Below are 17,382 nucleotides of genomic sequence, written 5' to 3'. Positions count from 1 at the left end.
CGCTTGTAGGGTGGCGGGGTCCCGCCGGACGACGCGGTCCGGCCGTCAGCCCACATTGCAGAGGTATCAGGGCCATGCGCATTGGTGTGCTCACGTCCGGCGGCGACTGCCCCGGCCTGAACGCTGTGATCAGGTCCGTCGTACACCGCGCCGTCGTCGACCACGGCGATGAGGTGATCGGCTTCCACGACGGTTGGAAGGGCCTGCTTGAGGGCGACTACCGCAAGCTCGACCTCGACGCCGTGGGCGGCATCCTGGCGCTCGGCGGCACCATCCTGGGGTCCACCCGGGTCCAGCCCACGCGGCTGCGCGACGGCGTGGAGCGCGCCAAGGGGCACGTCGCCGAGCTCGGCCTGGACGCGATCATCCCGATCGGCGGGGAGGGCACGCTCAAGGCGGCCCGGCTGCTGTCGGACGCGGGGCTGCCCATCGTCGGCGTCCCCAAGACGATCGACAACGACATCGCGTCCACCGATGTGACCTTCGGCTTCGACACGGCGGTCGGCGTGGCCACCGAGGCCCTGGACCGGCTGAAGACCACCGCCGAGTCGCACCAGCGGGTGCTGATCGTCGAGGTCATGGGGCGGCACACCGGCTGGATCGCGCTGCACTCCGGGATGGCCGCGGGCGCCCACGCGATCGTGGTGCCGGAGCGCCCGTTCGACATCGACGAGCTGACCAAGGTGGTCGGGGCGCGCTTCGAGGCGGGCAAGAAGTTCGCGATCGTGGTCGTGGCGGAGGGCGCGAAGCCGCGCGAGGGCACCATGGCCTTCGAGGCGGGCGGCACGGACGTCTACGGCCATGAGCGGTTCGCCGGGGTGGCCCGGCAGCTCTCCGTCGAGCTGGAACGGCGCCTGGAGAAGGAGGCGCGGGCGGTGATTCTCGGCCATGTGCAGCGGGGCGGCACGCCGACGGCGTACGACCGGGTGCTGGCCACCCGGTTCGGCTGGCACGCCGTGGAGGCCGTGCACCGCGGCGCCTTCGGGAGCATGACGGCGCTGCGCGGCACGGACATCACGCTGGTGCCCCTCGCCCAGGCCGTGGAGCACCTCAAGACGGTGCCCGCCGAGCGGTACGCCGAGGCCGAGTGCGTCCTGTGAGCTGAGCGGTTCTACCCTGGTGCGAGGCGCTTGGCGGGGGCGCGTCGCAATGTCGCGTTACTACCAGGAGAACAACACATGGATCACGGCGGGCACGGCATGCCCATGGATCTGCCGCCGTTCACGCTGGCGCGCGGGCTGGAGTTCGGCGGGGACGCGTTCTTCCTGATCGGCTGTGTGGTGGCGCTCGCCCTGTACGGCTGGGGCGTGGCGCGGCTGGCGCGGCGCGGCGACCGCTGGCCGGTGAGCCGGACGGCGTCGTTCGCGCTCGGGGTCCTCACCATCGCGCTGGTGATGTGCACCAAGCTCAATGACTACGGCATGGTCATGTTCAGCGTGCACATGGTCCAGCACATGGTCGTCAGCATGGTCTCGCCGATCCTGCTGCTGCTCGGCGCCCCGGTGACGCTGACCCTGCGCGCCCTGCCGACGGCCGGGCGTGGCCGCAAGGGGCCCCGGGAGCTGCTGGTGGCACTGTTGCACAGCCGCTATGTGCGGATCGTCAGCCACCCGGCGTTCACGATCCCGATGTTCATCGCGAGCCTGTACGGGCTCTACTTCACCCCGCTCTTCGACTTCCTCATGGAGAGCAAGCTCGGACACATCGCGATGATGACCCACTTCCTGCTGGTCGGCCTGTTCTTCTTCTGGCCGATCATGGGTGTGGACCCGGGCCCGCACCGGCCCGGCTATGTGATGCGGATGCTGGAGCTCTTCGCGGGCATGCCGTTCCACGCGTTCTTCGGGATCGCCCTGATGATGGCGAGCGAGCCCATGGTCGGCACCTACGAGCACCCGCCCGCCTCGCTGGGCATCGACGCACTGTCCGACCAGACGGCGGCGGGCGGGATCGCCTGGGCCTTCAGTGAGATCCCCTCGGTGATCGTCCTGGTCGCGCTGCTCGCCCAGTGGTACAAGTCGGACCAGCGCCAGGCGCGGCGCGCGGACCGTACGGCGGACCGGGACGGCGACCAGGAGCTCGCCGCGTACAACGCCTATCTGGCCTCGCTTCAGGGCCGCGGCCGTTAGGCCCTGTCTCCCCGATCTCTGCGGGCCCGCGACGCCTGGCACGCGCCCCCAGCTACCGCTGGGCGGTGCCCCCTGACGCCGCGGGCCCCCGCGGCGGAGCCGCTGATGTCACCGTCACAGAGATCAGGGAGACAGGACCTGACCGTTTCGGCCAAACCGAGCACCCCGCCGCCCCCGCCGCCGGACGATGTCTAGCGGCGGGGGCGGCGTCCGTACGACGATGTCCTCCTGGGCCGTTGAGGCTGAGGAGGTTGCGGGGATGCCCGGATCTGCGAAGGCGATGACAGCGTGCACGGTGGGGGGCCTGGTCGTGGTGACCGCGTACTCGGTGGCCCTGGGCAGCAATGGATGGCTCTGGTTCGGCTGGGTGGTGCTCGGCCTGCTCACCGTGGGGGTGCTGGTGGCCCGGGCCTGAGCCCGCGCCACAGGGACCGCCACCAGGACCGGGCCCGGAACGGCCGCTTTCCGGGCTCGGCGACGGCCGCCCGCGGCGGCGCCGGCGTGGTCGACAACTCCGCCGGGTCCGCCGGGTCGGCCGGTTCCGCCCGGTCCGGCAGGGCCATATAGCGGGCCAGGAAGTCCGGTGCCAACAAGCCCGTCTCGGTCTCCACCGTGTCCGAGTCGCCCTGCCGCGGGGTGAACTCGGCGGGCAGCGACACGAGGCGGCGGGAGACCCACGAGACGGTCCAGCGCAGCTCGGTCTCCAGGACTGCCGGCCGCAGATCGGGCAGGCGCAGCAGCAGGGCGTCGATGCCGGTGTCGGTGATGGCACGGCCGATGTCCTGGCCGGGGCATTCGTGTGGCCCGCCGCTGAAGGCGAGATGGGAGCGGTTGCCGTACATGGGCGCGCCGATCTCGGGGCGGATGGCGGGGTCGATGTTTCCGGCGGCCAGGCCGAGCAGCAGCATGTCCCCGGCCTTGATCTGCCGCCCGGCGAGCTCCGTGTCGCCGGTCGCCCAGCGGCCGGGGATCACGGCGAGCGGCGGTTCGTTCCACAGCACATGCTCGATGGCGTCCGGCAGGGTCATCTGACCGCCGGCCAGGGAGGCGCGGAAGCGCGGGTCGGTCAGCACCGTCAGCAGCGTGTTGGCTATCAGGTTGGTGGTGGTCTCATTGCCGGTGAGCAGCACCAGCCGCAGATGCTGGACGATCTCCTCCCCCGTCAGCCCGGAAGGGTGGCTCAACAGCCAGGAGGCCAGGTCCTGACCGGGCTCGGCGCGCTTGCGGGCCACCAGGTTCTCGAGGGTCCGGATGACGTACTCGTTGCTGCTGATGGCCGTCTCCGTGCCCTTCATCAGGTCCCGGCTGGCCTCGACCAGGCGCGGACCGTCCTCGTCGGGCATGCCGAGCAGCTGGGTGAGCACCAGCATGGGCAGCTGCTCGGCGAATTCGGTCACCAGGTCGGCGTGTCCGTCGGTGGCGAACTTCTCGACCAACTGGTTGGTGAACCGGGTGACATGGCGGCGCATCCCGCGCCGGTCGACGCGGTCCATGCTCTCGGTGAGCGCGGTGCGCAGCCGCTCGTGCTCGGCGCCGTCGGCGAAGGTGCACATGGGCTGCCAGCCGACCACCGGCAGCAGCGGCGAGTCGGGGGCGACCCGGCCCTCCCGCCAGTCGCCCCAGTGGCGGGAGTCGCGGGAGAAGCGGGAGGGGGTGCGGGCCACTTCCAGGTTCTCCCGGTAGCCCAGGAGCAGCCACGCGGGCAGGTCGCCGGCGACCCGGACGGGGGCGACCGCGCCGTGTTCGGCGCGCAGCCGCTCGTAGAAGCCCTTGGGGTCGGCTTCGTGGCCGGGTCCGAAGAGGTCCGCCAGGGCGGAGGCGGGGGCGGCGGCGTGAACGGCGGCGTGGGCGGGGCATTCGGGGGGAGGCATGGCCACCTGCCCGGTGCCGAGGTGGTCGGTGCCCGGGTGCTCGGGTGGAGGGGTCACGGGGTCTCCGGGGTCACGGTGATCAGGGAGTGCAGATAGCGCACGAGGGTCAGCAGGGCGTCACGGCTGGACCCGCGGTCCCGGGCGTCGCAGTCGATCATGGGTACGGATTCGGGCAGGTCCATCGCTGCGCGCAGCTCCGCGACGGGGTAGGCGGGGGCCTCGGGGAAGGCGTTGACGGCGACGACGAAGGGCACCGAGCGCTCCTCCAGCCGGCCGACCACGTCGAAGCTGACCTCCAGCCGCCGGGTGTCGATGAGCACCACGGCCCCCAGGGCGCCCTCGAACAGGCCGTCCCACAGGAACCAGAAGCGCTCCTGGCCGGGCGTGCCGAACAGATAGAGCACCAGCTGGTCGTTGAGGCTGATCCGGCCGAAGTCCATCGCCACGGTGGTCTCGGTCTTGCGCTCGACCCCGGCGAGGTCGTCCACGCCGACCCCGGCCTGGGTCATGGTCTCCTCGGTGGTCAGCGGACGGATCTCGCTCACCGAGCCGACCATGGTCGTCTTGCCGACGCCGAACCCACCGACGATCACCACCTTGACCGCAGCGTTCACCGAGGACGGCAGGACGTCCTCGGCGCGCGGTCCAGCGACCGCCTCAGAGCTTCTGTAGTCCATGCATCACCGCCTGGAGGAGTGCGGGGTCGGGCAGTTCGGCGGCGGGGACCGGCGCCCGGGTCTCCACCTGGTCCTCCGCGAGCAGCTCCGCGAGCACCTCGGTGACGCCGGATACGGGCAGGGCCAGATACGCGGAGATCTCGGCCACGGACAGCGGGAACTGGCACATTCTCAGGACGGCCGCGCACTCGGGGCGTGTCCCCGGCTCCGTCTCGGCCCGCGCCACGATCAGGGTGACCAGTTCCACGTCGGCCCGCGGGGTGCGGCGCGCCCGGCTGTCGGCGAGGGTGTACAGCCGCTCGGGGGCGCCTTCGGCGAGGCGCTCCCGCGGTTCGCTCATGCCGTCCGCCCGTCGACGCGCGGCGGGCTGCTGAGGTGTTCGCCGAGCCGGGCCACCAGGCTTCTCATGCACTGGCCCATGAGCCCGGCGTCCACGCTGTCCTCGGCCAGCACCGCCAGATACGCCCCGACGCCGGCCGCCATCAGATAGAAGAACCCGCCGTCGACCTCGATGGCGACGAGTTTCATCCGCCCGTCGCCCTCGGGGAATTCGGCGGCGATCGCCCCCGAGAGGCTCTGGAGCCCCGCGCAGGCGGCGGCCAGCCGGTCGGCGGTTTCCTCGTCGGCGCCGATCTGCGCCATGCACAGGCCGTCCGAGGAGAGGAGCACCACGTGGCGGGTCTGCGGAACGCTGGTCGCCAGGTCCCGGAGCATCCAGTCCATGTTGTACCGCGGTTGCGTCACTTGCCTATTCACCCTTATCCGACTCATACGAGGTGTTCGACGATTCATCACGGTGCGGACGGCCGGATTCGGTGTTCTCGGCCGCACCGGAAACGCCCTGGAAGAAAGGGCCCAGCCACAGTCCCGGCTCCACGGCCGGCTCGGCCGGGGCGCCGGGCCCGGCGCCGCTCTCGGCCCGGGCCCGGGCGGGCCGGGTCACCTGGGGCATCCGGCGGCGCCGCTGCGGCAGTCCGGCCGTGTTCTGCATCGCGGGGCCGCGGCCGGCGGGGACCGGGCCGGTGCGCGCCGGGGCCGGGGTGGGCGTGGGCCGCCGCACCGGCTTGGGCGGGGGCAGCTTGGCGGCGAGGGCGATCATGCCGCCGGGCGCGGGGGTGGTGCAGGTGATGTCCTGCGGTACGACCAGGACCGCGCGGACGCCGCCGTACGCGGAGGGGCGCATCGAGAACTGGAAGCGGTACTTGTGGGCGAGCCGGCCGACCACCGCGAGCCCCAGACGCGGCGTCTCGCCCAGGTCGTTGAGGTCGAGTCCGGCCGCCGCGTGGGCCAGCACCAGGTCGGTGCGGCGGCGGGCCTCCTCCGTCAGGCCCACCCCGGCGTCCTCGATCTCGATGGCGATCCCGGACTGGACCTCGACCGCGGTGAGATGCACCCGGGTCTTCGGCGGTGAGTAGCGGGTGGCGTTGTCCAGCAGTTCGGCCATGGCGTGGATCAGCGGCTCGACGCTGGGGCCGACGATGCCGACGTCCGCCACCGAGTGCAGATCGACCCGCCGGTACTCCAGGATCCGCGAGATGGCGCCGCGGCAGACGTTGTACAGCGGGATCGGGCTACGCCACTGGCGGCCCGGGCGGGAGCCGCCGAGCACCGCGATGCTGTCCGCCATGCGGCCGATCAGCGCGTTGCCGTGGTCGAGGTGGAGCAGATCGGCGTACACCTCGGGGTCGGCGCCGTGCTTGTCCTCCATCTCCCGCATGTCGTAGGCCTGTTGGTTGGTGATGGCCTGGACGCGGCGGGCGATGTTGACGAAGGCCCGCTGGGCGGCGTCCCTGAGGTCCTCCTCGGCCCGCACGGTGTACAGCATCGCTGCCAGGACCGAGCGGTGCGCGGACTCGAAGTCCGGGTCGAGGCACGGCGAGTGGTCGATGTCCTTCATCACGTCGACGGGTTCGGCGCCGGCCCTGAGCCGGGCCACGGCCGCGGGGAGCAGTTCCTTGGCCAGCCGTCTGGTCTCCGCCTCCTGGTCGACCAGGCGCTGCCGCAGCGCGGCCTCACGCTCCGCGGCCCGCAGGCGCAGGGTCGCGGTGGCGCGCCCGCGGCGCACCGCCTCGCCCGCCACCACGGCCACCGCCAGCGTCGCCGCCAGGCCGCACCAGACGGCCGCCGCCCGCGCCCCGGTGGGCACGCGGGTCACGGCCAGCGCCGCGCAGAGCGCCGTGGCGGCGGGAGGGATCAGCCATACGAGCGCGGAGGCGGGCCGCCGGCCTCCGGGTGACGAGCCAGCAAAAACCATGGGCGTCCTTCTTGAGAACTGCGGGGAGAGAATAAGCGCGAAGGGCTCGTAATGAGCCAGGGAGAGTTCGCTATGAGCCAAGGAGCATAGCGCTTTCGCCGACGACCGAGACGAATATGCGTTTTTCTCGGCAATGCACTGAAGTACGAATTGAAATAGCCCAAGAACCGATCGCGTTCTTTCATTTTCATTGCGTTCTCGAAATTTTCCGGAACGCACGGCCGTTGCGCCCAGAGCTGATCCGCGCAGGGTGAACGCGGCTGGGCGGTGCCCCGGAGAGCACGTAGCGTCCGCGTATGACCATCGGAGACGCATTCGTGATCGGGGCGACGGGACAGATCGGGCGGGCGGCCGTACGGGCGCTCGCCGCCGAGGGATGGCGGGTGCGGGCCGCCTCGCGCGGCGGTGGCCGCGACGAGCGATGGCCCGAGGAGGTGCGGGCCGTGACCGTGGACCGGGAGGACGACGCCGCGCTGGCGGCGGCGCTCGGGGACGGCTGCGATGTGCTGCTGGACTGCGTGGCCTACGGGTCGCGCCACGCCCGGCAGTTGCTCGGCCTCGCGGACCGGATCGGCTCGGCGGTGGTGATCTCCAGCGTCGCGGTGTACCAGGACGACCGAGGCCGCGGCTTCGACACCCAGGCCGAGCCGGACGGCGTCCCGGACTACCCGGTGCCGATTCCCGAGTCGCAGCCGACCGTCGCGCCGGGCGACGACACGTACAGCACCGCCAAGGTCGCGCTGGAGCGGGAGTTGCTGGCCGCCGGGGACCGGCTGCCGACCACGCTGCTGCGCGCCGGGGCGATCCACGGCCCGCACAGCCCCCTGCCCCGCGAGACGTACTTCGTCAAGCGGGTGCTCGACGGACGGCCGGTGCGGATCCTCGCCCACGGGGGCGCCAGCCGGTTCCACCCGGTGCACGTGGACAACCTGGCCGAGCTGGTGCGGCTGGCCGCCCGCAGGCCCGGCTCCCGGGCGCTCAACGCGGGCGATCCGCAGGCGCCGACGGTCGCCGAGATCGCGGCCGCGGTGGACGCGGCGATGGGCGCCACCAGCGAGCTGATCACGTTCGACGGCGAGCCGCCGCGCCCGGGTCTTGGGCAGACCCCCTGGAGCACGGCCCGGCCGGTGGTGATGGACATGTCGGCGGCGGAGCGCGAGCTGGGCTACCGGGCGGCGACCGGTTACGCCGAATCGCTCCCGGAGACGGTGGAGTGGACGGCCCGCCGGCTGGCGGGCGGCCGGGACTGGCGGGAGGCGTTCCCGCTCCTGGCCAAGGCCTATGGGTCCTTCGACCTCTTCGACTACGCCGCGGAGGACGCGTGGCTGGCCGAGCGCGGGTCCGCCGCCGGCTCCGGGCGCTGACGGCACCGGGCCCCGCCCAGGGGGTGCGTCTCGCACCCCCGGAGCGGGGCCCGGCCCGGTGTGGCTCCGGCTACTTGGCGGCGGCCGGTACGGGCGTGGCGTGCGGGCCGCACGTCACGTCCTGGGCGTCCACCGTGCCCTTCAGCAGATAGGTGTCCACCCGGTCGTTGATGCACGCGTTGACCAGACCGGTGACCCCGTGCGAGCCGGCGTCCTTCTCGGTGATCAGGCGCGACCCCTTCAGCCGCTTGTGCAGCTCGACGGCGCCCTCGTACGGGGTGGCGGCGTCGCGGGTGCTCTGCACGATGAGCGTCGGGGGCAGACCCTTGTCCGCGCCGACCTCAATCGGGGTCTGCTGCCGGGCGCCCCAGGTGCTGCACGGCAGGTTCATCCAGGCGTTCGCCCAGGTCATGAATGGGTAGTCCTTGTGCAGCCGGGTGTTGTCCCGGTCCCAGGTGCGCCAGCTGGTCGGCCACTTGGCGTCCGCGCACTCCACCGCCGTGTAGACGGCGTTGCCGTTCTCCGAGGAGATGTTGCCCGCGGTGTCGGACAGATCCGGGCCCGCGGCCTCGACCAGCTGCTTCTCGTCACCGGCGAGATAGGCGCTCCACACCGCGGCGGTCGGGGCCCACGACGAGTCGTAGTACGGCGCGCTCTGGAAGAAGCCCACCAGCTCGGCCGGGCCGACGACCCCGCCGATCGGGTGCTTCTTGGCGGCCGCGCGCAGCGTCTCCCACTGCTTCTGGACCTTCTGCGGGGTGTCCCCGATGTGGTAGGTCGCGTCGTTCTTGGCGACCCACGCCGTCCAGTCCTTCCAGCGCATCTCGAAGGCGACGTCCTGGTCCAGGTTGGCCTGGTACCAGATCTTCTCCCGCGACGGGTTGACCACGCTGTCGACGATCATGCGGCGCACATGGGTCGGGAAGAGCGTGGCGTACACGCCGCCGATGTAGGTGCCGTAGGACACGCCGAGGTAGTTGAGCTTCTTCTCGCCGAGCGCGGCCCGGATGACGTCGATGTCACGGGCGGTGTTGGGCGTCGTCATGTACGGCAGCATCCAGCCGCTGCGCTCCGCGCACCCCTGCGCGTACTCCTTGGCCAGCTTGCGCTGCGCGCGCTTGTCCGCCTCGCTGTCCGGCACCGGGTCCGCCTTCGGCGCCTTGACGAACTCCTGCGGGTCGACGCAGGAGATGGCGGCGGAGTGGCCGACTCCACGCGGGTCGAAGCCCACGAAGTCGTAGGCCTTCGAGGCCTTCTTCCACAGCGGGTTCTCGGTGGTGACCCGGCGCGGGAACTTCAGGCCCGAGCCGCCGGGCCCGCCCGGGTTGTAGAGCAGCGCGCCCTGGCGCTCGGTGGCGCTCCCGGTGCTGCCGATCCGGTCCACGGCGAGCTTGATGGTGCGGCCGCCCGGCTTGGCGTAGTCGAGCGGAACCGTCACATAGCCGCACTGGATGGGCTTCTCCAGGCTCCAGTCGGCCGGGCAGTCCTTCCAGTCGACGCCCGCCTCGGCGGCCCTGGCCGCGGCGATCGCCACACCGCGCGCCTCCGCCGCTCCCCCCGGCGTACGCGCCTTGGCGCTGGCCATCGGCGTGGCCAGGGCGCCCGCTATCAGCGCCCCGGTGAGCACACCGCCGGCCGTGCCGAGCATTGCTGTACGTCTCACGTAGCTACTCCCCCTGCCATGTCGCGCCGCCCCTGCGGCGATGATCACAGATTGTCAGAAGGATCCTCGCGCCTGACTCACCGCTGGGTACAGCGCGAACCGGGATTTCTTTGTCAATTCGTGAACATGCGGCCATCGGCGGTCACCTCGTCGAGCAGCCGGCGCAGCCGCAGCGCGTCCGGCGCCACCGCGGTGACCAGAGCGGCGGGGCCCGCGAGCGGGGTGAGGACCGCCGTCTCGCCCAGCTGCCTGACGGGCACGGGCCGGTCCTCGAAGGCCGGGTCGACGAGCAGGAGTTGGCCGGTGGCCCGGTGCCCGCCGAGGACCGCGCCGCCGTCCCAGCCGGGCCTCCCCGGCCCGTAGCCGAGCTCCTGGTCCAGCAGGGCCCGTCCGGCGCGGCGCACCGTCAGACGGGCCGTCAGCCGTCCCGGCGGCTCCCCGGCCCGGCCGAGCACCTGCTCCTCGCGGAGCAGCAGCCGGGCGGTGGGGGCCAGCTCGACGCGGCAGGTCATCCGCAGATCGCTGCCGCGCGCTGAGATGAGCGGTTCGGGGAGCCAGCACAGCGTCGCGCCGTCGCCGACGGTGAGCCGTACGTCGTAGTGGGCGGGTTCGGCCGACCGGCCGGGCAGGGCGATGGTGGCGGCCGCCGCGCCCATCCAGAGCCGGGCGCCGGGCCCGGCCGTCACATCCAGGGCGAGCCGGTCGCCGCCGAGCGGGGCGCTCATCGCCCCCACCACGGTCACCCGCGCCGCACCCGCGCCGCCGCCGGCCCCGCCGGCCGCACCCGGCCGTGTCCGCCGCAGCGCAAGCGGGCCGTCCCCGGCGAGCACGGGCAGCGCGGTTCCGCCCCGCCCGTCCGCCTCGGCGACGACGCGGGCGGTGGCTCGTACGCCGGTTCCCGTAGCCGGTACAGCCGGTACGGCCGGTGCCGTCACGCCGGGGCCGCCGTCCAGGCGGTCAGCCGCTCGCGCACCCAGTCGGCGACCGGCTTGACGCCGTTCTCGGCGACCAGGGAGGTGAAGGCGACGGGCAGGTCGCCGCGCTGGGCCCGGGCGTCATGGGCCATGCGCTCCAGGTCGGAGCCGACGTACGGCGCGAGGTCGGTCTTGTTGACGACCAGGAGGTCGGCGGTGGTCACGCCGGGGCCGCCCTTGCGCGGGATGTCGTCGCCGCCCGCCACGTCGATGACGAAGATCTGCGCGTCGGCCAGGCCCTTGGAGAAGGTCGCGGTGAGGTTGTCGCCGCCGGACTCGATGAACACGATGTCCAGGCCGCCGAGCGCGTCCTCGAGGTCCTCGACCGCCTCGAGGTTGGCGGAGATGTCGTCGCGGATGGCGGTGTGCGGGCAGGCGCCGGTCTCCACCGCCGTGATGCGCGTCGCGGGCAGCACGGCCTCGCGCAGCAGGAACTCGGCGTCCTCGCGGGTGTAGATGTCGTTGGTGACCACGGCGATGGACAGTTCGTCGCGCAGCGCGCGGCACAGCGCGGCGACGGTCGCGGTCTTCCCGGAGCCCACGGGGCCGCCCAGGCCGATGCGCAGGGCGCGCCGGGTGCCGTCGGGGCGGCGGGGGTCGGCGGCGCTGTGGGTGTGGCGCTGGGGGTAGGCGCCGGCGTGGTCGAGGTGGTCGTCGAGATGCATGACGGCTCCGGATGGCTGGGGGGTGCGGGATGGGGTCGAGCGGGCTACGGCGCTCAGGAGGCGAAGAGGCGTACGGGCCAGGCCGCGTGCGCCTCGGCGGTGATGTCCAGCAGGGGCGCGGAGGCGGCGGGCAGCGCGTCCGGGCCCTCGTCGAGGGCCCGCCGGGCCGCCTCGGCGGCGCGCGCCGCCACCTGGTCGAGCTCGGGGACGAGGCGGGCGAGCACGGCAGTGGCATCGAAGGGGTTGAGGCTCAGCAGCCGTACGACGGCGGTCGCGGGCCCGCTGACCGACTCGTACGCGGCGATGTGCGCGGCGTCCAGCGGGCTCGCCCCGGCGGCGCGGGCGGCCAGGCCGAGGACGACCGGCTGGTGGGCGCCGCGCGGGCGGGCCGCGGCCAGGGCGTCGAGCTCCGGTCCTGGCCAGGTGGCCCGGGCGGCGCGCATCATCTGTCTGCCGAGCCGCCGCGCGGTGGCGCGCAGGGCGGGGGCCGGGGTGCGGGCGTCGGCGGCCTCGTCGAGCGCGAGCGGGTCGAGCCCGGCGGCGGCCGCGGCGGCGAGCCCGGCCGCCGTGAGCCCGGCGGTGTGCAGCCGGCCCCGGCAGAACTCCTCCAGGGTGGCCGCGTCCCGGATCCGGCCCGCCTTGACGGCGGCCTCGGCGCCCCCGGAGTGCGCGTGGCCCCCGGCGGGGAACCGGCCGTCGGCGAGGACGAGCAGGGCCGCCCGGGCGGTGGCCGCGGACAGGGGCACGGTCATGGTCGCCACGTCCGCTCAGAAGAGGAAGTAGCGCTGCGCCATGGGCAGTTCCGCGGCCGGGGCCGGTTCGACCGGCTCGCCGTCGATGGTCACCGTGAAGGTGTCCGGGTCGACCTCGACGCGCGGGCGGGCGTCGTTCTCCCGCATGTCGGCCTTGGTGACGCCGCGTGTGCTGCGGATCGGGACGAACCGCTTGCCGAGCCCGAGCCGCTCCACGAGGCCGTCGTCGAGCGCGGTCCGCGTGACGAAGTTGAGCGAGTTGGTGGCCGGGGCGCGGCCGATCGCGCCGAACATGGGGCGCGGCAGGACCGGCTGGGGCGTGGGGATGGAGGCGTTGGCGTCGCCCATCTGCGCGTACGCGATCTGTCCGCCCTTGATGACCAGCTGCGGCTTGACGCCGAAGAACGCCGGGTCCCACAGCACCAGATCGGCGAGCTTCCCGGTCTCCACGGACCCGATCTCGTGGTCCAGGCCCTGGGCGACGGCCGGGTTGATGGTGTATTTGGCGACGTAGCGGCGCGCCCGGTGGTTGTCGGCGCGGCCGTCGCCGGGCAGGGCGCCGCGCCGGCGCTTCATGACGTGCGCGGTCTGCCAGGTGCGCAGCACGACTTCGCCGACCCGCCCCATGGCCTGGGAGTCGGAGGAGATGATCGAGATGGCGCCGAGGTCGTGGAGTATGTCCTCGGCCGCGATGGTGCTGGGCCTGATGCGGGACTCGGCGAAGGCGAGGTCCTCGGGGACGGCGGGGTTGAGGTGGTGGCAGACCATCAGCATGTCGAGGTGTTCCTCGACGGTGTTGACGGTGTGCGGGCGGGTCGGGTTGGTGGAGCTGGGCAGCACGTTGGGCTGGGACACCACGGTGATGATGTCCGGCGCGTGCCCGCCGCCCGCGCCCTCGGTGTGGTACGCGTGGATGGAGCGCCCGGCGATGGCGGCGAGGGTGTCGCCGACGAAGCCCGCCTCGTTGAGCGTGTCGGTGTGGATGGCGAGCTGGGCGCCGCTCTCCTCGCACACGCCCAGGCAGGCGTCGATGGCGGCGGGGGTGGCGCCCCAGTCCTCATGGATTTTGAACCCGAGGGCCCCGCCGCGCAGTTGGGAGTACATCGCCTCGCGGGAGACGGTGTTGCCCTTGCCGAGCAGCCCGATGTTGACCGGGTAGGCCTCCAGCGCCTCGAACATCCGGGCAAGGTGCCAGGGGCCCGGGGTGATGGTGGTCGCCTTGGTGCCCTCGGCGGGTCCGGTGCCGCCGCCGACCAGGGTGGTGATGCCCGCCGCCAGCGCCTCGTCGGCGATGGTCGGGGAGATGAAGTGGACATGGGCGTCGATGGCCCCGGCGGTGAGGATCCTGCCGTTGCCCGCGATGACCTCGGTCTCCGGCCCGATCACGAGGTCGGGGTGGACGCCGTCCATGGTGTCCGGGTTGCCCGCCTTGCCGATGCCGGTGATCCGGCCGTCGCGCAGGCCGATGTCGGCCTTGACGATCCCCCAGTGGTCCAGGATCACGGCGCCGGTGATCACGGTGTCGGGGGTCCCTTCGGCGCGCGTGGCGCGGGACTGGCCCATGGACTCGCGGATCACCTTGCCGCCACCGAAGACCGCCTCGTCCCCGGCGCGGCCGGGGCCGCCCGCGCGGTCCTCCTCGATCTCGATGAGCAGGTCGGTGTCGGCGAGTCGTATACGGTCGCCGGCGGTCGGCCCGAAGAGGTCCGTGTACGCGGCGCGGTTGAGTTCAGCCATCGAGGGAACCTCCGGTTTCCCCGCGCAGCCCGGGTACGACGCGCGCGCCCGCGATCGGGACCAGCTCGACCTCGACGGGGATGCCGGGCTCGAAGCGCGCGGCGGTGCCCGCGGCGATGTGCAGGCGCTTGCCGTGGGCAGCGGCGCGGTCGAAGTCGAGGCCGGGGTTCGCCTCGGCGAAGTGGTAGTGGGAGCCGACCTGGACGGGCCGGTCGGCGGCGTTGAGCACGGTGAGGCGGGTGACGGGACGGCCCTCGTTGAGGCCGATCGGCTCGTCCGCGTGCAGGATCTCTCCGGGTGTCACGGAAGGCGTCCTCCGTCAGGCGATCGGCTGGTGGACGGTGACGAGCTTGGTGCCGTCGGGGAAGGTGGCCTCGACCTGGACGTCGTGGATCATCTCGGGGACGCCCTCCATGACCTCCTCGCGGGTGAGCACCTCGCGGCCGGAGGACATCAGCTCGGCGACCGTACGGCCGTCGCGGGCGCCCTCCAGGATGTGCGCGGTGATCAGCGCGATGGCCTCCGGGTGGTTGAGGACCACTCCGCGGGCCCGCCGCTTCTCGGCCACGTCGGCGGCCACATGGATGAGCAGCCGTTCCTGTTCGTGCGGGGTCAACTGCACGCCTACCACCTCACACTCGTCCCGTCGGGCGGGGTCCCTCGGACCCTCTGTCCCTCGTCGAGGGGAAAATCGCCCGTTCACCTGCGGCCCAGGGCGGCTCGCACCCGGTTTCGGAAGGCTAGTTCCGCGGCGTTTCCACGGCGTTAACTCCGAGGGGTGCGGCCGGGCGGTACGGGTGCGGCGGGTGGCGGGTGGGCGGCTGTGTCAGGCGCGGCCGGGCCGCCGGTCCCCGGTGTCCGGGCCGCGGTGCTCCGCCGCGATGCCGAACCGCCGCCGTTCGCCGGGAGCGGACGCCACCGGGCGCACCGCGGAGACCGTGCTGATCACCTGATCCTCCGCCTCCGACTCGCTCTCCTCGAGTCGCCGCAGGTCATCGGCCGAGACCAGGGCCACGAGCGGCTTTCCGTGCCGGGTCACGACCACGCGCTCACCGCCGTAGACAACGCGGTTGATGAGCTCCGCGAGCTCTGCTCGGGCTTGCGTCACCGGAATCTCGTAGGCCATGCTCCCCATCATAACGAGGTGTACGTCCTGTACATTTTTTACAGGCTCCTGGCTACCGACTGACACTGAGGGGTGACGCGATGGAACGCCCGACGGCGCGCTATGTCCTGCCCGAGTTCACCGAGCGCACGAGCTCCGGGATCCGCACCATGGACCCGTACTCCAAGCTCCTGTCCGAGCGCATCGTCTTCCTCGGCACGCCGGTCGACGACACCTCGGCCAACGACGTGATCGCACAGCTCATCCACCTCGAGCACGCCGGGCCCGACCAGGACATCTCGATCTACATCAACTCGCCCGGCGGCTCGTTCTCCGCCATGACGGCGATCTACGACACCATGCACTTCGTCACCTGCGACGTGGAGACGGTCTGCCTGGGCCAGGCCGCCTCCGCGGCCGCCGTGCTGCTCGCCGCCGGGGCCCCCGGCAAGCGCTTCGCGCTGCCCGGCGCGCGGGTCCTCATCCACCAGCCGTCGTTCAGCGAGCCCGTCCAGGGCACGACGTCCGACCTGGAGCTCCAGGCCAAGGAGATGCTGCGCACCCGCGAGCTGCTGGAGGAACTGCTGGTGCGGCACACCGGGCAGAGCGCGGAGCGCATCCGCGCCGATGTCGAGCGCGACAAGATCTTCGACGCGGAGGGCGCGGTGGCCTACGGGCTGGTGGACCGGCTCACCCAGAGCCGCAAGCGCCCGTCGGCGCCGCGCGGGGCGAGGTGAGCGGCCGTGCTGCCGCCCGAACTCCCCCCGCTGCCCGCGCTCACCCGCGCGGAGGGCGCGCTGGTGGACGGCTATCTGGACGTGGTGGACCTGCTGGGCCGCATCAACCCGGCCCGCGGCAGTGACACGTACGCGGGGCTGCGCGCCGCGCAGGCCCTGGTCGGAAAGGCCACGGCGCTCCGGGACGCGCTGGCGCTGATGCACGAGCGCGGGGAGAGCCGGCTGCACGCCGCGACGCTGGAGCGGGCCCTGCGCGTCCTGGACGGCGAGCGTCGCACCGAGCGCGTCACGCTTCCCCCGGCGTCGGCGCCCTGAGGCCGGACCCCGTTCACCCAAACGGCGTAATCCGCGCCCGGCCGGCTCGGCATGCCGGGCACGGCTGCGGCACCATCCCTAGGACGACAGGACCCGCCGTGCCGGGCGCCTGGCCGGCCCGGTCCGGGCGGGCCCCGGCGGACGGAAGGGGGTGCGCGATGAATGCGCACATGCGAGTTCCCGCAGTGGTGTCCAGGGCCGGCGCCGTCTCGGCCATGACCGTCGCCGCGGTCGGCGGCCCCGTAGCGGCGCCAGGGCTTCCACAGCAGGCCGACGCGGCGTCCGCCGCCGCGCGGGCGCTACAGATCGCCGCCTCGAAGAAGGGCGCCCCGTACAGATACGGGGCGGCGGGCCCCAGCCGCTTCGACTGCTCGGGCCTGACCCAGTACGCCTACAAGCGGGCCGGGAAGCGGCTGCCGCGCACGGCGTCCGCGCAGTACAACCGCACCCGCCATATCAAGGCCGCCTCCCGCCACGGCGGCGACCTGGTGTTCTTCCACTCCGGGAGCAGCGTCTACCACGTGGGCCTGTACGCGGGGCGCGGCCGGATCTGGCACGCGCCCAAGCCGGGGACCGTGGTGCGGCTGGAGCGCATCTGGACCAAGAAGGTCTGGTACGGCAAGGTGCGCTGATGCCTGAGCCCGACTGTCGGTGGGCGCCGGTACGTTGGCGGGGTCGGGAAGGCCCGTCCATCGCCGCGAGGATCACATGTCATATCTGAACCCGGTCCGGAACATCACCTTCGACGCCCATGACCCGTACGCCCTGGCACAGTTCTGGTCCGCCCTCACCGGGTACCCGCTGGAGGGCTCCGCGCCGGGTGACGACGAGGTGCTGATCTCGTCGGGCCAGACGGGGGCTCCGGGCCTGCTGTTCCAGCGGGTGCCGGACGCCAAGGCCGTCAAGAACCGCGTCCACCTCGACATCCAGCCGCCCTCGGGCACGCGGGACGCCGAGGTGGAGCGGCTGCTCCCGCTGGGCGCGCGGGTCGTCGACGACCGGCGCACGGACGACGGGCTGGGCTGGGTGGTGATGGCGGACCCCGAGGGCAATGAGTTCTGCGTGGAGCGCAGCGCCGTCGAGCGCGGCCTGGTGGAGCCGATGTGACGCGAGTCTTCTGCGACGGGGGTCTTCGACGC

21 protein-coding genes are annotated in these 17,382 nt (G+C 72.7%); 8 read left to right on the top strand and 13 right to left on the bottom strand.

Annotated elements, in window-relative coordinates; genetic code table 11:
- Positions 1–74 precede the first annotated feature (74 nt).
- The 3 genes from ACZ4WQ_RS30525 (at position 75) to ACZ4WQ_RS30515 (ending at position 2,544) form a co-directional block, all read left to right on the top strand.
- Positions 75–1,100 carry a 6-phosphofructokinase gene (locus ACZ4WQ_RS30525; protein ID WP_311730603.1) on the top strand — a complete coding sequence of 342 codons (1,026 nt, stop codon included), beginning with the start codon at positions 75–77 and terminating at the stop codon, positions 1,098–1,100.
- Between the two features lie 78 nt (positions 1,101–1,178).
- Entirely contained in the window at positions 1,179–2,129 is a 951-nt protein-coding gene (locus tag ACZ4WQ_RS30520) for a cytochrome c oxidase assembly protein (protein ID WP_358846209.1), read from the top strand.
- Positions 2,130–2,388: 259 nt separating this feature from the next.
- The gene (locus ACZ4WQ_RS30515) at positions 2,389–2,544 is read left to right on the top strand and encodes a hypothetical protein (protein ID WP_311730601.1); all 156 of its coding nucleotides are present in this window, start codon (positions 2,389–2,391) and stop codon (positions 2,542–2,544) included.
- Here the strand turns inward: ACZ4WQ_RS30515 and ACZ4WQ_RS30510 are convergent.
- Genes ACZ4WQ_RS30510 through ACZ4WQ_RS30490 form a run of 5 tightly spaced genes read right to left on the bottom strand, consistent with a single transcriptional unit; the run spans position 2,513 to position 6,931 of the window.
- Positions 2,513–4,057 (bottom strand): cytochrome P450, encoded by a 1,545-nt coding sequence (locus ACZ4WQ_RS30510; protein ID WP_398373217.1) that lies wholly within the window; start codon positions 4,055–4,057, stop codon positions 2,513–2,515. The genes ACZ4WQ_RS30515 and ACZ4WQ_RS30510 overlap by 32 nt on opposite strands.
- The gene (locus tag ACZ4WQ_RS30505) at positions 4,054–4,677 is read right to left on the bottom strand and encodes a GTP-binding protein (protein WP_385336564.1); all 624 of its coding nucleotides are present in this window, start codon (positions 4,675–4,677) and stop codon (positions 4,054–4,056) included. The genes ACZ4WQ_RS30510 and ACZ4WQ_RS30505 overlap by 4 nt, the downstream gene beginning before the upstream one ends.
- Positions 4,658–5,017: a DUF742 domain-containing protein gene (locus tag ACZ4WQ_RS30500; RefSeq protein ID WP_311730598.1), complete on the bottom strand. Its 360-nt coding sequence runs from the start codon at positions 5,015–5,017 to the stop codon at positions 4,658–4,660. The genes ACZ4WQ_RS30505 and ACZ4WQ_RS30500 overlap by 20 nt, the downstream gene beginning before the upstream one ends.
- The gene (locus ACZ4WQ_RS30495) at positions 5,014–5,400 is read right to left on the bottom strand and encodes a roadblock/LC7 domain-containing protein (RefSeq protein ID WP_311730652.1); all 387 of its coding nucleotides are present in this window, start codon (positions 5,398–5,400) and stop codon (positions 5,014–5,016) included. Before ACZ4WQ_RS30495 ends, ACZ4WQ_RS30500 begins: the two co-directional genes overlap by 4 nt.
- A gap of 25 nt (positions 5,401–5,425) precedes the next feature.
- Positions 5,426–6,931, bottom strand: a complete 1,506-nt coding sequence (locus tag ACZ4WQ_RS30490) for an ATP-binding protein (protein ID WP_398373214.1) — start codon at positions 6,929–6,931, stop codon at positions 5,426–5,428.
- A 296-nt stretch (positions 6,932–7,227) separates the two neighbouring features.
- On the opposite strand from ACZ4WQ_RS30490, the gene ACZ4WQ_RS30485 reads away from it, so the two are divergent.
- Positions 7,228–8,295, top strand: a complete 1,068-nt coding sequence (locus tag ACZ4WQ_RS30485) for an NAD-dependent epimerase/dehydratase family protein (RefSeq protein ID WP_398373212.1) — start codon at positions 7,228–7,230, stop codon at positions 8,293–8,295.
- 70 nt (positions 8,296–8,365) lie between these two features.
- Here the strand turns inward: ACZ4WQ_RS30485 and ACZ4WQ_RS30480 are convergent, their stop codons facing one another.
- The 8 genes from ACZ4WQ_RS30480 to ACZ4WQ_RS30445 form a co-directional block, all read right to left on the bottom strand.
- On the bottom strand, positions 8,366–9,943 hold the full coding sequence (locus ACZ4WQ_RS30480) for an alpha/beta hydrolase (protein ID WP_385337214.1): 1,578 nt from the start codon (positions 9,941–9,943) through the stop codon (positions 8,366–8,368).
- A 128-nt stretch (positions 9,944–10,071) separates the two neighbouring features.
- Positions 10,072–10,893, bottom strand: coding sequence for an urease accessory protein UreD (locus tag ACZ4WQ_RS30475; protein WP_398373210.1), 822 nt, complete (start codon positions 10,891–10,893; stop codon positions 10,072–10,074).
- Positions 10,890–11,597 (bottom strand): urease accessory protein UreG, encoded by a 708-nt coding sequence (ureG, locus tag ACZ4WQ_RS30470; RefSeq protein WP_311730594.1) that lies wholly within the window; start codon positions 11,595–11,597, stop codon positions 10,890–10,892. Before ureG ends, ACZ4WQ_RS30475 begins: the two co-directional genes overlap by 4 nt.
- A gap of 53 nt (positions 11,598–11,650) precedes the next feature.
- Positions 11,651–12,349, bottom strand: coding sequence for an urease accessory protein UreF (locus tag ACZ4WQ_RS30465; RefSeq protein ID WP_398373207.1), 699 nt, complete (start codon positions 12,347–12,349; stop codon positions 11,651–11,653).
- A 15-nt stretch (positions 12,350–12,364) separates the two neighbouring features.
- On the bottom strand, positions 12,365–14,086 hold the full coding sequence (locus ACZ4WQ_RS30460) for an urease subunit alpha (protein WP_398373205.1): 1,722 nt from the start codon (positions 14,084–14,086) through the stop codon (positions 12,365–12,367).
- Positions 14,079–14,390, bottom strand: a complete 312-nt coding sequence (locus tag ACZ4WQ_RS30455) for an urease subunit beta (protein WP_385336551.1) — start codon at positions 14,388–14,390, stop codon at positions 14,079–14,081. Before ACZ4WQ_RS30455 ends, ACZ4WQ_RS30460 begins: the two co-directional genes overlap by 8 nt.
- Before the next feature lie 15 nt (positions 14,391–14,405).
- A complete protein-coding gene (locus ACZ4WQ_RS30450) occupies positions 14,406–14,708 on the bottom strand; it encodes an urease subunit gamma (RefSeq protein WP_358846217.1) in 303 nt (100 codons plus the stop codon).
- A 204-nt stretch (positions 14,709–14,912) separates the two neighbouring features.
- Positions 14,913–15,212, bottom strand: a complete 300-nt coding sequence (locus ACZ4WQ_RS30445) for a type II toxin-antitoxin system Phd/YefM family antitoxin (protein ID WP_311729472.1) — start codon at positions 15,210–15,212, stop codon at positions 14,913–14,915.
- 80 nt (positions 15,213–15,292) lie between these two features.
- Here ACZ4WQ_RS30445 and ACZ4WQ_RS30440 point away from each other — a divergent pair, with 80 nt between their 5' ends.
- From ACZ4WQ_RS30440 to ACZ4WQ_RS30425, 4 genes are all read left to right on the top strand, one after another.
- The gene (locus tag ACZ4WQ_RS30440; RefSeq protein ID WP_468022589.1) at positions 15,293–15,928 is read left to right on the top strand and encodes an ATP-dependent Clp protease proteolytic subunit; all 636 of its coding nucleotides are present in this window, start codon (positions 15,293–15,295) and stop codon (positions 15,926–15,928) included.
- A gap of 6 nt (positions 15,929–15,934) precedes the next feature.
- The gene (locus tag ACZ4WQ_RS30435; protein WP_311729474.1) at positions 15,935–16,243 is read left to right on the top strand and encodes a hypothetical protein; all 309 of its coding nucleotides are present in this window, start codon (positions 15,935–15,937) and stop codon (positions 16,241–16,243) included.
- A 158-nt stretch (positions 16,244–16,401) separates the two neighbouring features.
- Complete coding sequence (locus tag ACZ4WQ_RS30430) at positions 16,402–16,875, top strand: C40 family peptidase (protein WP_311729475.1); 474 nt, start codon at positions 16,402–16,404, stop codon at positions 16,873–16,875.
- A 76-nt stretch (positions 16,876–16,951) separates the two neighbouring features.
- On the top strand, positions 16,952–17,350 hold the full coding sequence (locus tag ACZ4WQ_RS30425; RefSeq protein ID WP_311729476.1) for a VOC family protein: 399 nt from the start codon (positions 16,952–16,954) through the stop codon (positions 17,348–17,350).
- Positions 17,351–17,382 lie beyond the last annotated feature (32 nt).

The organism is Streptomyces sp. NPDC028305 (genome assembly GCF_055569495.1).
Note: the sequence above shows the minus strand (reverse complement) of the source record. Positions and strands in the feature narration are given on the sequence as shown.

Coding starts and splice junctions, on each gene's coding strand:
- ACZ4WQ_RS30505 (WP_385336564.1), bottom strand. CDS start 4,677: ATGGACTACAGAAGCTCTGAGGCGGTCGCTGGACCGCGCGCCGAGGAC.
- ACZ4WQ_RS30485 (WP_398373212.1), top strand. CDS start 7,228: ATGACCATCGGAGACGCATTCGTGATCGGGGCGACGGGACAGATCGGG.
- ACZ4WQ_RS30525 (WP_311730603.1), top strand. CDS start 75: ATGCGCATTGGTGTGCTCACGTCCGGCGGCGACTGCCCCGGCCTGAAC.
- ACZ4WQ_RS30480 (WP_385337214.1), bottom strand. CDS start 9,943: ATGCTCGGCACGGCCGGCGGTGTGCTCACCGGGGCGCTGATAGCGGGC.
- ACZ4WQ_RS30460 (WP_398373205.1), bottom strand. CDS start 14,086: ATGGCTGAACTCAACCGCGCCGCGTACACGGACCTCTTCGGGCCGACC.
- ACZ4WQ_RS30500 (WP_311730598.1), bottom strand. CDS start 5,017: ATGAGCGAACCGCGGGAGCGCCTCGCCGAAGGCGCCCCCGAGCGGCTG.
- ACZ4WQ_RS30495 (WP_311730652.1), bottom strand. CDS start 5,400: ATGGACTGGATGCTCCGGGACCTGGCGACCAGCGTTCCGCAGACCCGC.
- ACZ4WQ_RS30520 (WP_358846209.1), top strand. CDS start 1,179: ATGGATCACGGCGGGCACGGCATGCCCATGGATCTGCCGCCGTTCACG.
- ureG (WP_311730594.1), bottom strand. CDS start 11,597: ATGCATCTCGACGACCACCTCGACCACGCCGGCGCCTACCCCCAGCGC.
- ACZ4WQ_RS30425 (WP_311729476.1), top strand. CDS start 16,952: ATGTCATATCTGAACCCGGTCCGGAACATCACCTTCGACGCCCATGAC.
- ACZ4WQ_RS30490 (WP_398373214.1), bottom strand. CDS start 6,931: ATGGTTTTTGCTGGCTCGTCACCCGGAGGCCGGCGGCCCGCCTCCGCG.
- ACZ4WQ_RS30515 (WP_311730601.1), top strand. CDS start 2,389: ATGCCCGGATCTGCGAAGGCGATGACAGCGTGCACGGTGGGGGGCCTG.
- ACZ4WQ_RS30440 (WP_468022589.1), top strand. CDS start 15,293: ATGGAACGCCCGACGGCGCGCTATGTCCTGCCCGAGTTCACCGAGCGC.
- ACZ4WQ_RS30465 (WP_398373207.1), bottom strand. CDS start 12,349: ATGACCGTGCCCCTGTCCGCGGCCACCGCCCGGGCGGCCCTGCTCGTC.
- ACZ4WQ_RS30430 (WP_311729475.1), top strand. CDS start 16,402: ATGAATGCGCACATGCGAGTTCCCGCAGTGGTGTCCAGGGCCGGCGCC.
- ACZ4WQ_RS30445 (WP_311729472.1), bottom strand. CDS start 15,212: ATGGCCTACGAGATTCCGGTGACGCAAGCCCGAGCAGAGCTCGCGGAG.